At 72.2% G+C, this 13546-nt stretch carries 8 protein-coding genes; 6 read left to right on the top strand and 2 right to left on the bottom strand.

The genetic code is table 11. The features are described 5' to 3' along the window. The 4 genes from HGK68_RS16150 to HGK68_RS11265 all read left to right on the top strand — a co-directional run bounded on the left by HGK68_RS16150 (window position 1) and on the right by HGK68_RS11265 (window position 8100). On the top strand, window positions 1–1929 hold the full coding sequence (locus tag HGK68_RS16150; protein ID WP_246260304.1) for a hypothetical protein: 1929 nt from the start codon (window positions 1–3) through the stop codon (window positions 1927–1929). Between the two features lie 160 nt (window positions 1930–2089). Continuing rightward, on the top strand, window positions 2090–5065 hold the full coding sequence (locus HGK68_RS11275) for a beta strand repeat-containing protein (RefSeq protein ID WP_246260743.1): 2976 nt from the start codon (window positions 2090–2092) through the stop codon (window positions 5063–5065). Between the two features lie 206 nt (window positions 5066–5271). Further along, window positions 5272–6819 (top strand): GAF domain-containing protein, encoded by a 1548-nt coding sequence (locus HGK68_RS16270; protein WP_169166044.1) that lies wholly within the window; start codon window positions 5272–5274, stop codon window positions 6817–6819. Between the two features lie 159 nt (window positions 6820–6978). Further along, a complete protein-coding gene (locus HGK68_RS11265; protein WP_169166043.1) occupies window positions 6979–8100 on the top strand; it encodes a class I SAM-dependent methyltransferase in 1122 nt (373 codons plus the stop codon). 137 nt (window positions 8101–8237) lie between these two features. On the opposite strand, the gene HGK68_RS11260 is transcribed toward HGK68_RS11265, so the two are convergent. After that, entirely contained in the window at window positions 8238–9899 is a 1662-nt protein-coding gene (locus HGK68_RS11260) for an endo-1,4-beta-xylanase (protein ID WP_169166042.1), read from the bottom strand. A 375-nt stretch (window positions 9900–10274) separates the two neighbouring features. Between HGK68_RS11260 and HGK68_RS11255 the strand changes: the two genes are divergently transcribed. Then, complete coding sequence (locus HGK68_RS11255) at window positions 10275–11240, top strand: universal stress protein (protein ID WP_169166041.1); 966 nt, start codon at window positions 10275–10277, stop codon at window positions 11238–11240. Window positions 11241–11418: 178 nt separating this feature from the next. On the opposite strand, the gene HGK68_RS11250 is transcribed toward HGK68_RS11255, so the two are convergent. After that, window positions 11419–12444 (bottom strand): LacI family DNA-binding transcriptional regulator, encoded by a 1026-nt coding sequence (locus tag HGK68_RS11250; RefSeq protein WP_169166040.1) that lies wholly within the window; start codon window positions 12442–12444, stop codon window positions 11419–11421. Between the two features lie 126 nt (window positions 12445–12570). Here HGK68_RS11250 and HGK68_RS11245 point away from each other — a divergent pair, with 126 nt between their 5' ends. Continuing rightward, window positions 12571–13545: a carbohydrate ABC transporter permease gene (locus HGK68_RS11245; protein ID WP_169167087.1), complete on the top strand. Its 975-nt coding sequence runs from the start codon at window positions 12571–12573 to the stop codon at window positions 13543–13545. Window position 13546: the final 1 nt, after the last annotated feature.

Below are 13546 nucleotides of genomic sequence, written 5' to 3'. Positions count from 1 at the left end.
GTGTACTCGTCGAGCTACCAGGTCACCGACGGCGGGCGCACCCTGACCTCGACCATGTCCGTGCCGAACAGCACCATGGTCACGATCCCCGGGCTGAAGGCCACACCGGCCAACACGGTGCCCAACGGGAGCGTGTACACCCCGGAGCTGATCGGCACCGACGGCACCGGCACGAAGACCGCCACCGCCGCCGCGCTGACCGTGGCCAGCAAGCTGAAGGTGTTGGTCGCCGCCACCACCCCGAGCCTCACCACCCCGACCCGCTACGACTTCGGGTCCGGCACCGAGAAGGCCAGCAGCGTCTCCCTGGGTGTCCAGGTGCGCGCGGTCGTGGAGCAGGCGGGTTCCGGTGACCCGTCGACCCTCACGCTGCCGATCACGATCACGCTCAGCTACGACGGTCCGGTGGCGGACGCCGTCACGGTGAACGGCACCTCGGCCGCATACCTGCGGGTGGACAGCGTGGACGGCAACACCATCACGCTCAGTCTGTTGCAGATGCCGACCAGCACGGTTGAGCCGACCGTCTCGTTGTACTACCAGGCGGCCAAGCTCCCGCAGTCCGAGGCGGACGCCACGAACGTCACGTACACCACCAGCTACGACGCGGTGACCGCCGCCGACGGCAGCACGCTGCTGCCCGCCTACTCGGCGAGCAGGGCCATCCCGGTGTACTACGAGGAGAAGACCGACCCGGACCAGCTGTACAACGCCTCGGCGTCCGAGACCATCGGCGGGTACTCCGGCACCGCCGACCCGGTGGACACACTGCCGGTGGGGTGGCTGCCGTACGTCGACTGGACCACCATGAGCTCCGGTTCGCCGATCGGCAACGACGCGACCACCCTGCTGAGCACCCAGTACGTGCCCGCGTACTGGCGGGATGCCGGATCGGTCGGCGCGACGAACCTGGTCGGCTACCAGTTCTGGGACGGCTCGATCGGCACCCTGGTCGGCGACGCCTCGGACATCGCGGTGTTCACCGCCGCCCGACAGGCCGTGGATCCCGACCGGTACACCGTGCAGTACACCGCCGGGAACACCACCACCGATCCGGCCGCGAACACGTGGGTCGACTCCGTCGCGGCCGCCGGTGGTGCCGACGCGGTGCAGGGTGTCCGGGTGGTCCTGACCGACCCGTGGGCAGTGGGCGGGACGGCATCCAGCGCCACCCAGTTGCTGCTGAACGTCCCGGTCCAAGTGCACACCGATGCCCTCGGATCGACCACCTTCGCCACCACCGCGGTCTGGACGGCCGACGGCCAGGACACCCTGACCCGGGAGGCGAGCCTCGCTGTCACCCCTCTGGTCGTGTCGAGCCTGGTGGCGCCGACCGACGTGGTGATGAGCGGTAGCGACATCACGTACCTGGTGCGGCAGGGCTTCGGTCTGGGTCGCTTCACGCCCGCCACCACCGATCCGTTGGTGGTCGAGGACGTCAGTCTCACCGTGACCTTGCCGGCGGTGCTGACCACGGTCGACTACCAGGACGCACTGGACCAGGGCTGGACGCTGGTGTCGATGACCGACGCCGACTACGGCCCGGACGGTCTGCCCGCCACCAGCGACGACGTGAGCGGACCCGTCCTGGTGTTCGAGCACGACCCGATCACGGTGTCGAGCACGACCACCACGATGTACGCCTTCAACCTCCTCGGCACCACCGCCCTGGGCGCCCCCCGCCGATCGGGCATACGCCAACTCCGTGCTCACCTACTCGGTCGACCCCCTCGGGGACGGCACGGCCAAGGCGAGCGGATCGACCCGGATCACGCAGCTGCAGGCGCTGGCGGTCGACGGGACGGCCACCCCGACCGTGATCGAGACCGCCGACACCACGGTGCAATGGAACGCCAACTGGTACAACTACGGCGCGTCCACCGCGAACCAGGCGGGTTACCTGCTGGACGTGCTGCCGTACGAGGGTGACAGCCGGGGCACCAGCACCTCCGCGACCCTGAGCCTGGCCAGCGTCGAGCTGCTCGGCGATCTGGCCGACAGCGCGATCGAGGTCACCAGCACCGACCCCGCGAGCATCGGCACCCAGGGGGCCGGAGCCACCTGGGCGCCGCTGACCGCCGACACGGACATGTCCACTGTGACCGCGGTGCGGGTCGCCACCCCGGCGAGCGGTGCGGCCGGCACCGTGCGTCTGGTGCTGAACGCCACCGGTCAGCACGGCGGCGACGTGCTCGCCAACAGCGCCGAGGCGTGGGTCGGCAGCAGCGTCAGCGTGTCCAGCCCGAGCTACCCGGTGCAGGTGGTCAGTTCCACCGTGACCGGCACGCTGTGGAACGACGCGGACGGTGACGGCATCCGCGGCTCCGGTGAGAACGGCATCGGCGGTGTGCTGATCACCCTGGTCGGTGCCGACGGCGTCGAGCACAGCACCCGGACCGACGCGCAGGACGGGTACACCCTCACGCAGCTGAGCAGCGGCGACTACACCCTCACCGCCGACGGCTCGACCTTCCCGAACCCGGTGCTGCAGACCGCCGGTATGGGCGACACCCTGGGCAGCGGTGCGACGGTCAGCGTGCCGCAGGACAGCACGGTCGCCGAACAGGACTTCGGCTACCACGAGGCCGACGCGGCGATCACGCTCGACGCCACCGGCACCGCACCGGAGTCCGCGAAGGCCGGGGACACCGTCACGCTGACCTTCACCGTGACCAACACCGGCAACACCCCGGTCTCGGAGGTGGCGGTCGGACACGGGCTGGACGCGGCACAGAGCAACGGCAGCTGGGCCTGGCCCGGCACCGCCGGGACCCTGGCGGCCGGCGAGTCGGCGACCTACACCGTCGACTACACGCTGTCCCAGGCCGATGTGGACGCCGGGCGGGTGTCGACTACCGGCACCGCCACCGCCGATTACGCGGGCACCGGGCTGACGGCCACGGAGGAGGTGGCGGTCAGCTTCGACGCCGCCGCTGCCATGACCAGCACGGTGACCGGTGTCCTGGACGGCGCCGCGAAGGCCGGGGCCGGGAACACCTGGTCGGCCACGCTGACCAACACCGGCGCCGTCACGCTCACCGGCCTGACCGGCAGCGACGGCACCGACGGCACCGTCACCTGGACCGGTGTGCCGACCAGCCTGGCGCCGGGGGAGTCGGTCACCGTGACCGGGACCTCGACCCTGACCCAGGCGCAGGTGGACGCGGGGTCGGCGAGCGGGGCGATCACCGCCACCGCGGAGCAGGCCACGTCGACCGGCTCGGGTGCGGTGACCTTCGCTCCGGAGTCCACCGTGACCGTCGACCTCACGGTGAACGGCGAGCACCAGGCAGCACCGGGTCTGATCGTCACGGACAAGGACGCGCTGACCTGGTCGGCGACCGTGACCAACACCGGTGACACCACGCTCACCGGGATCACCCTGGTCGACGCCGATGGTCTGACCGGCATCACCCTGGCGGACCGGACGCTGGCGCCGGGGGAGTCGGCGGTCGTCACCGGGACGACCACCGCCGCGCTGGGCGAGCACACCGGCACCGTGACGGTCACCGCCGTTGGCGGCCCGGACGGTGCGACGATCACCGCCACCGACGCGGCGACCTACACCGCCGAACCGATCAGCGCCTCGTCCATCACCGGGCAGGTGCGTGCCGACCTCGACGGAGACGGCGAGCTGACCGCCGACGAGCCGGGGATCGCGGGCGTCACCGTCACGCTGTCCACCGGGGCGACCACCACCACGGACGCCGACGGGACCTATCGGTTCGGCGGGCTGGTGGCCGGCGACTACACCGTCACCGTCGACCGGTCGACGGTGAACGCCGGGCGCGCGGCGGTGACCGTCTCCCCGGCGGGCAGCGACTCCGCCGCGGTGACCGTGGCCGAATCGCAGGCACTGACCGGCGTCGACTTCGGCTACGACCTCCTGGAGTCCGGGATGTCGGTGACCGCCGAGCTGACGCCGCTGCCGGCCGACCCGATCGCCGGTGACCCGGTGACCATCACCTACACGATCACCAACACCGGGGAGAACACCCTGACCGACCTCGGGGTGGACACCGCGCTGGCCGGTGCCGAGCTCACCTGGACCTGGCCCGGGACCCCGGGTGAGCTGGCTCCGGGTGAGTCGGTGACCGTGGTGGTCAGCAGCGTGCTGACCGAGGAGCAGGTGGCGGCGGGGACCCTCGCCGTGACCGGCACCGCCACCGGGACGGACATCGCTGCCGAGACCGTCACCGCCAGTGCCGATGTCTCCGCCGAGCTGGTCACCGCCTCCGCGGTCACTGTCTCGGAGGTCGGCGTGCTGGCCGGTGAGGCAGTGGTCGGCGGCACCGTGACCTGGACAGCCACCGTGACCAACACCGGTCCGGCCACTCTGACCGGGGTGAGCCTCGGCGCGGGCTGGACGCTGGACTGCGACGGCACCCTGGCACCGGGGGCGAGCGCCACGGCGACCGCGACCAGTGTCCTGACCCAGGCGGATCTGGACGCGCACCTGGTCGGCTCGCAGGTCACCGTCACCGCGATCACTCGCTCCGGGGCGACCCTGACCGCGGCCGCGCAGGCCGAGGTGCAGGTCCCCGCGGCGTCGGCGATCGGCGTTCGTGTGCTGATCGGTGACCAGGAGTACCCGACCGGCACGGGTGCCGCGGTGACCACCGGTGACGAACTGGAGGTCTCGGCGGTGATCACCAAAACCGGGGCGACCACCCTGACCGGGATCACCCTGTCGGACGAGGTCGCGTGGCAGCTGCCCGCCGGCTTCACCGGCAACCTGGCACCGGGCGAGTCGCTCACCGTCACCGCGACGCAGACCGCCGTGGCCGGATCGCACACGCTCACCGTGACCGCGACCGGCACCGAAGCGGGCAGCACGGTGACCGGCACCGGCACCGCGGTGTACACGGCGTCCGACCGGGGGCAGGACGACCCGCCGCGGGCGGACCCGCCGACGACGCGGAACCCGCCGCACGACGCTCCGCCGTCGACCACCACGAAGCTGGCGATCACTGGTGCCAGCGTCGGCGGCGCTGGGCTGGTCGCCCTGCTGCTGGTCGGGCTAGGTGCGCTGCTGCGGCGTCGCGCGAGCCGTCACGAGGCCTGATCCAGGTCGGTCGTGAACGAACGGGGTCCGGGGATTCACCCGGGCCCCGTTCGTCTTCGGGTGGCCGCATGACCAGCGGCGATGCATCGTGGACCCCAGGTGCCTGACCTGCGGGTGAACCCCGGGCGGTTGCCTCATCCCCACTGAGCGCGGGCCGATCAGGTCCGATGACGGGGGTGTGTGCCGAGAACCGAGGAGTCCCCACAATGCTGTCCCGATCCCGAGTCGCGTCGTCGCTCGCCGCCCTGGAACTGTCCGAATCCCGGGCGAATGTCGACGCCGTGACCGCCGTGGTGCTCGCGCTGGCCCAGGCGCACACCTCCCAGGACGCCGTGCGCGTGGCCCTCGATGTGGTGCGGGAGCGGTTCGGCTGGGCGTACGGGTCCTACTGGCGGATCGCCGAGGACAACGCGCTGCACTTCGCCCAGGAGTCCGGTGACGCCGGGCAGGAGTTCCGACAGGTCACCCGCTCGGCATCGTTCACCGAGGGCGTCGGACTCTCCGGCCGCGCCTGGCGGGCGCGGGAGCTGGTGTTCGTCGCCGATCTGGGTGAGCTGACCGACTGCGTGCGCTCGCCCGCCGCCCAGCGCGCCGGGGTGCGGTCCGGGATCTGCTTCCCGCTGACCGAGGACGGCCAGGTCACCGGCACGATGGACTTCTTCAGCACCGAGACCCTCGCCCCGTCCGCGCAACGGTTGGAGACCCTGCGCGCGATCGGCGTCCTGGTCTCCCAGGCGATCGAGCGGATCGCCACCGCCGAGCGCCAGGCCGACGCGGCACAGGACATCGCGGCGGTGAACCGGGTCATCCACGAGGTGACCAGCGCCGACACCGCACAGGACGCGATCAGCCGCGCCCAGGTCGCGATCAAGGAGGGCTTCGGCTGGGCGTACTCCTCGGTGTGGGAGCTGGACGAGCACCAGCGTGCCCTCACCTTCCTGCAGGAGCTGGGCGACGCCGGGGCGGAGTTCCGTCAGGTGACCCGGACCGCCTCCTTCGCCGAAGGGGTCGGACTGGCCGGACGTGCCTGGCGGGCACGGGACCTGGTGTTCGTCGCCGATCTGGGCGAGCTGACCGACTGCGTGCGCGCACCGGCCGCCCAGCGCGCGGGGGTGAAGTCGGGCGTGTGCCTGCCGATCCAGGTCAACGGACGGGTCGTCGGCACTATGGACTTCTTCGCCACCCGGACGCTGGACCTGTCCGACAGCCGCCGCGAGGCGCTGCGGAACACCGCCTTCCTGGTCGGACAGGCGCTGGAGCGGCACGCCGCCGCGGCGCGACTGCACACCGCGGGCCAGGAGCTGGTCACCTCGATCCAGGAGGTGGAGCGCAATGTGCTGGCCGCCACCACCGTCGCCGGTGACGGGCAGCGCCTGGCCGACGACGCCAACCGTGAGGTCGCCGGACTCGGTGCGTCGAGTGCCGAGATCAGCGAGGTGGTGACCGTGATCCAGCAGATCGCCGCCCAGACCAACCTGCTCGCCCTGAATGCCACCATCGAGGCGGCGCGGGCCGGGGAGGCAGGCCGCGGCTTCGCCGTGGTGGCACACGAGGTGAAGGAGCTCGCCAACGAGACCGCCGCCGCCACCACGCAGGTCGGGGAGAAGGTGCGCACCATCCAGCAGCAGGTGGACGGAGTGATCTCCTCGCTGGCCAAGATCGGCGGCGTGGTCGAGCGGATCAACGAGACCCAGCAGACCATCGGCGGGGTGCTGACCGAGCAGGTGGCGGTCACCAAGGCGATCCTGGACTGACACAGCCCGACACAGCCCGACACAGCCCGGCGCAGCCCGACACGGCCCGGCGCAGCCCGACACGGCCCGGCGCAGCCCGATGAGGCCGACGCGGGTTCGACGCCAGCGGGGCCGGGTGATCACGACAGGTGATCACCCGGCCGCTGCGATACTGGACGGATGACCGACGACCTGTTCGCCGCCCTGCGATGCGAGCCGGAGATCCCGTCGCCGGATCTGGTCGCCGTCGACGCCGCCGACCGGTTGATCCTGGACGAGGCGGCACCGGCGCTGGCGGATGCCGCGCCGGGGACGGTGGTGGTGATCGGTGACCGGTACGGGGCACTCACCCTGGGTGCGGCAGCGCGCTTCGGCCTGACCGGGCTGCGCAGCCACTCCGACCGGCTGACCGGTGAACTGGCGCTCGCGGCCAACGCCGAACGGGCCGGGATGACCGCCGCGTACCGGTCATGCGATCTGGTGCCCGAGCTGGTCGCGGGTGCCCGGGTGGTGGTGCTCGCACTGCCCCGGTCACTGGACGCGCTGGACGAGGTCGCCGGCCTGATCGCCGCCCATGCCGACCCGCAGGTGGTCCTGGTCGCCGGGGGTCGGGACAAGCACATGTCACCGGCGATGAACGAGGTGCTGGGCCGTCATTTCTCGGCGGTGCACGCCAGCCGGGGTCGGCAGAAGTCCCGGGTGCTGCACGCCAGCGGCCCCGCCTCGGCGCCGGTCCGGTGGCCGGTCTCCGTGCGGCACGACGACCTGGGGCTGACCGTCTGCGCGCACGGGGCGGCCTTCGCCGGGGCGCGGATCGACATCGGCACCCGCTTCCTGGTCGAGCACCTGGCGGCGGCGGTGCCGGATGCCCGGCAGGCTGTCGACCTGGGCTGCGGCACCGGGGTGCTCGCCGGGACGCTCGCGCTGCGCCGACCGGACATCGGGGTGATCGCCACCGACGAGTCGGCCGCCGCCGTCGCCTCCGCCCGCGCCACCGTCGCCGCCAACGACCTGACCGACCGGGTGCGGGTGCAGCGGGCGCGGGGGACCGACGGCATCGCCGCCGGCAGCGTCGACCTGGTGCTGCTGAACCCGCCCTTCCACATCGGGGCGGCAGTGGAGGACTCCCTGGCGCGCGAGCTGTTCGCCGCCGCCGCCCGGGTGCTGCGGCCCGGTGGGGAACTCTGGTGCGTGTGGAACTCCCACCTGCGGTACCGCCCGAGCCTGGACGCGCTGGTCGGACCGACCCGCCAGGTCGCCCGGAACCCGAAGTTCACCGTGACGGCGTCGACGCGCCGCTGACCGCCCCCGGGCCCCGAACCCGACCGACTCGGGTCCGCCGGTCCGCGACCCCGCCCGACTCGGGTCCGCCGGTCCGCGACCCCGCCGTCCGGTCCGGCGAACCCTGCTGGCCCGGGTTCGCAGCTGCGGGGCCGGGATCAGGAGGTGAGGGCGGCGAGGAAGCCGTGGTAGGCGGGTTTGGCCTGCAGGTCGTCGTCGAAGAGCAGGGGTGCCTCCAGCGGTCGGTCGCGGGGCCAGCTGCGCAGCCAGGTCCGGGTGTCGTAAAGGCCCCAGACGCTGATGAACTCCGGGTCGTGGGCGAGGAAGGTCTCCACCAGCTGCCGCACCAGGGTGCCCTGTGCGGTGAGCTGGTCGGCGGTGACCGTGTCGAGCTGCTGGTCGGGCGCGGTGAGGGCCACGTCGAGTTCGGTGATCGCCTGCCGCAGACCGAGGTCCGCCACCGCATCCAGCGTGGCGTCCACCTGAGCGACCGACGACCCGACCCGCAGGTGCATCTGGTGGCCCACCGCGTCGATCGGCACCCCGTCGGCGATCAGCGTGCTCAGCAGGGACGACAGGGCGCGGCGGCGGTCCGGGGCGTCGGTGTCGTAGTCGTTGAGGACGAGCGTGACATCGGGACCGAAGACCGCACGGGCGGTGTCGAAGGCAGTGCCGATGTAGGTCGGGCCGAGGACGTCGTACCAGCGGGAATGACGCAGACCGTCGCCCTCCCCGGGGTCCAGTGCCTCGTTGACCACGTCCCAGGAGTTCACCGGGTTCGCTGCGCCGTAGCGCTCGGTCAGGTGCTCGGCAATGGCCTGCATATGGGCGCGCATGCGGTCCCGGAGCAGCTGTTGGTCGGCCGGGTCCGCGGTCAGAGGGCGGCCGTCCGGGTCGGTGAAGAACCAGTCCGGCGTCGACCGGTGCCAGACCAGGGTGTGGCCGTGCACCGCCAGGCCGTGCGCGACCGCGAAGTCCAGGATCGTGTCCATCGGACCGAAGTCGAACTGCCCCTCGGTGGGCTGCACCACCGACGGCTTCATCGCGTTCTCGGCGGTGAGCTGATCGAAGTGCCGCAGCAGCAGCTCCGCCGGGCGGCCGGACAGGTCCTGCTCGGCGACCGCGGTGCCGATCGGCACGTCGGTGGATCCGGCCAGCGAGGCGATCTCCGTCTGGACCGGCGGTGTCGGCCGGGACACCCGGACCTCGTCCAGTCGCAGGTCGGCGAGGGTATCGGCGCTCTCCAGGTACAGCCGCCACTGACCGTCGGTGGTGTCGGCGGGCAGGGTGACGGTGCCGGTCAGCTCGGTCCAGCCGTCGGCGGTGGCCCGTGCGTCCGCAACGTGCCAGAACTGCTCGGCGTCCCCCGTGCGTTGCAGGGTCATGCGCACGGTGCCGGAGCGCACGGCACCGGGATCGTCACCACCGCCCTGGCCCAGCCGGACCCAGGCGGCGACGGTGTGCTGGATGCCGGGGGAGACCAGCCCGGTGACATCCACCTGTGCCCCGTTCCACGGCGCCGACCGGCCGGTCACCAGCAACGACCCGGTCCCGGTGTGCGGCACCTCCTCGGAGCGGAGCGCCTCGACGCCCTCACCCAGGGGTTCCCAACCCGCCGCGTCCTGCTCCGGGTCGTCGAAGTCGGTGGTCAGCACCGTGCTCAGCTCGGTGGGGACGACGGGGGTGACGCTCGGTGTGGGCTGCATGGTGGCACTCGCGGTGGGGGTCGGGGCCGGGGGATCGCGCAGGACCAGGACCACCAGCACGACGGCGACGACGGTGAGGGCGACGGTGCCGAGGATCAGGGCCGGACGGCGCACGGGGAACCTCTCGGTCGGCGGAGGGTGCGGGGGTCGGCGTCCCCCGGGTGGGTGTCGAAGTCGTGACATCGGCCCCGAGTTCGGCATCGAGGACAGCGACCTCGGGGCGGGACTGCCGAACTCGGCGGCGGAAGCCGAAGCGGCCGGGGGATGGGTGCTGGCGGAGGCGGGCGGCGGGCCGGGCGTGAGTGGCGGGGTGGGTGCGGGCGGAGGCGGGTGGTGGGGTGGGTGCGGTGCGGTGCGGTGCGGTGCGGTGCGCCCACGATAGGGCGGGTGGTGCCGGATCCGCGCGATGCGTCGGTCCGGGACCCTCGTCCCTTGGCGCGCGGTCGCGATTCGACGCATGGTGGAGATGGCAACGTCGAGGAGGGCGTCATGCGGAGCGCGATCGTGGTCGGGTACGACGGGTCGCCGCAGGCCGCCACCGCCGTGCGGTGGGCGGCCGCCCGGGCCAGGGAACGCGGCAGGCCGGTCGAGGTGGTGTGCGCCTGGGGATTCGCCGGGCAACCGAATGGTGGAGCCGGGGACACCTGGCTCGGTCGACGGGTGGTCGAGCAGGTCCGGGAGGTGCCCGCCGAAGGGGCACGGATCGCGGCCGAGGCGGCGCCGGAGATCACGGTGCGGCCGGTGCTGGACTTCGGCTCGCCGGTGGCGGTGCTGACCGAGCGGGCGATCCATGCGCCGATGGTGGTGATCGGTCGCCACGGAGCGGGTCGCCGTGGCGGTCCGCTGATCGGGTCGGTGGCCTCCGGTGTGCTGCACAATGCGCCGACGGCGGTGGCCGTGGTGCCGGATGCCGCGCCGATCCGGCAGGGACCGGTGGTGGTCGGCTTCGACGGGTCGCCGGCATCCTTCGTCGCGATCGAGGAGGGGCGCGACGCCGCGGAGGCGTTGGGCGTCCCGTTGCAGGTCCTGGTGGCGTGGACCGCGGTGGCGCAGACCTCGGCGCCGCCGTTGTGCGGCCTGCGAGCGCCGTCCACCGCCGAGGGTGCCCGGCTCGCGGCGCAGCAGGTCGCCGACCGGGCGGTGAGCTGGTGCGCCACCCGGCCGGAGCTGCGCACCGAGGTGCGGCTGGTCGAGGGGCGCACGCAGGACGTGCTGGTGCGACGGTCGGCGGATGCGGCGCTGGTGGTGGTCGGCGCCCGGGGACGGAGTGGGTTCGTCAGCCTCGTGCTCGGGTCGGTGAGCCGCGCGGTGGCCCACCGCGCCGAGTGCCCGGTGCTGGTGACCCGGGACCCGGAGGCGGTGAGCCGGGCGATCGGGGCGCTGTCGGCGGTGCCTCGACAGCGCGGCGGGCCGGCGGAGGACGCCCCGGTGGCACCGGAACGGACGGCGCGCTGAGTCGCGCGGTCCGGGGTGTTCCGGCTGGGCGCTGTGGAGCGGGCGCGGGTCCACTCGTTCCGGTGGTGGTCACGCCGCGCCGGTCGGGGCCTCGGTCGGGCCGGTCACACCGCGTAGGTCGGGGCCTCGGTCGGGTCGGTCACACCTCGCTGGTCGCCGGCGGGGTCCCGTCGGACCGTCACTCCCGTGGTGCGGCGGTGCTGCCCCGTTCCACCAGCCGGGTCGGCACCACGATCCGCTGATCGGAGAGCTGCTCGTGGTGCCGGATCTGGCGTAGCAGCAGGTCCATCAGCTGGTGCCCGATCAACTGGAAGTCCTGCTGCACCGTGGTCAGCGGCGGCCAGAGGAACTCGGCGAGCGGGATGTCGTCGAAGCCGACCACCGACACGTCCTGCGGCACCCGTAGCCCGGCCTCGGAGAGCGCGCGGATCAACCCGGCGGCCATCTCGTCGTTGGCGGTGAAGACGGCGGTGATCCGGTCGCGGCGGGCGGCGGCGGCGATCCGCTGGCCCTGCTGGTAGCCAGAGCGGGCCGACCAGTCGCCGCGCAGGGGTTCGGGCACGGCGCGGCCGGAACCGATCAGGTGTTCGCGCCAGGTCTCGACCCGGATCTCGGCCGGAGCGGAGCTGACCGGTCCGGCGAGGTGGTGCACGGTGCGGTGGCCGAGGTCGAGCAGGTGTTGCACGGCCAGGTGGGTGCCGGTGACCTGGTCGGCGCCGACGGCGGGGTGGTGCCCGGCGAACCGGCTGTCGGACACGACCACCGGGACCCGGGGCGGCAGGGCGAGGTTGGTCGGGGTCGCCGTCTCGGCGCGGATGATGACCAGCCCGTCGATGGACTGGTGCGACAGCCGGGCGGCGGCCTCGGTGACCTCGTCGGAGGAGGGCGAGCTGACGTCGACCAGGCTGACCGTGTAGCCCTCGGCCCTGGCTGCCTCGACCACGGCCTCGACGGTGCGGGACTCGCCGGTGCGGGCCAGGCGGTGGGCGATCATCCCGATGGTCCCGAAGCTGCCGGATCGCAGCGCGCGGGCGGCGTGGTTCGGCGAGTACCCGAGCTCGTCCATCGCCGCGAGGACCCGGTCGCGGGTGGCGGGCCGGACGTTGTCGGCACCGGTGGACACCCGGGACACGGTCTGGGCGGAGACACCGGCCAGCCGAGCGACGTCGGCGATGGACGGGTTGGGGCGGGAGACCCGGGACATGCGGCGATGGTAGCGGTGATGACGTGAACATCCGAGCGGAACGGGTGAAATGGTGACGTCACCATTCCGTGACCCTCCCGGTGTTGACGGCGGTCCCGGCGCTGTGGCAGCGTGACGCCGCACCGGATGTTGACGTCAACATCAGCCCACGAAGGAGTGGCCCCCGTGACGCAGACCGTCCCACCCGCCCTGGCGAGACCCGCCGTGGCGGCCCCCGCTCGACGTAGTGCCCGGGGTGTCTCCCGGCGCTGGACCGGGTGGGGATTCGTCGGACCGTTCATGATCGTGTTCGCCCTGGTGTTCCTGGCACCCATCGGCTACTCGATCTACCTCAGCCTGTTCCGCCAGCAGCTGGTGGGCGGCAACGCCTTCGTCGGTCTGGACAACTACACCCGGGCGTTCAGCGACCCGCAGCTGTGGTCGGCGGCCGGTCGGGTGGCGCTGTTCCTGGTGGTCCAGGTGCCGATCATGCTCGGCATCGCGCTGCTGGTCGCGCTGGCCATCGACTCCGGGCGGCTGTACGGCAAGAGCTTCTTCCGGATCTCGATCTTCCTGCCCTACGCGGTGCCGGCCGTGGTCGCCACCCTGATGTGGGGCTTCATGTACGGCACCCGGTTCGGCCTGATCGGCAACATCAACGACGCCTTCGGGATCAGCCTCCCGAACCCGCTGTCACCCGATCTGGTGCTCGCCTCGATCGGCAACATCGTGACCTGGGAATTCGTCGGCTACAACATGCTGATCTTCTACTCGGCGCTGCGGGTGATCCCGCACAGCCTGTACGAGGCGGCGGAGATCGACGGCGCCGGGCAGTGGCGGATCATCTCTGCGATCAAGCTCCCGGCGATCCGGGGCGCGCTGGTGATCGCCACCATCTTCTCGATCATCGGGTCGTTCCAGCTGTTCAACGAGCCGAGCATCCTGCAGTCGTTGGCGCCGAACGCGATCACCACGTCCTTCACCCCGAACCTGTACGCCTACTCGCTCGGCTTCTCCGGCCAGCAGTACAACTACTCGGCGACGGTCGCGATCATCATGGGCGTCCTCACGATGATCGTCGCGTATGTCGTCCAGCTCCGCGGCATGCGGAAGGAGTCGTGAC

This window comes from Cellulomonas taurus, from assembly GCF_012931845.1.
Lineage (GTDB): Bacteria > Actinomycetota > Actinomycetes > Actinomycetales > Cellulomonadaceae > Cellulomonas > Cellulomonas taurus.
The sequence above is the reverse complement of the archived record's forward strand: the minus strand, read 5'-3'. Positions and strand labels throughout refer to the sequence as shown.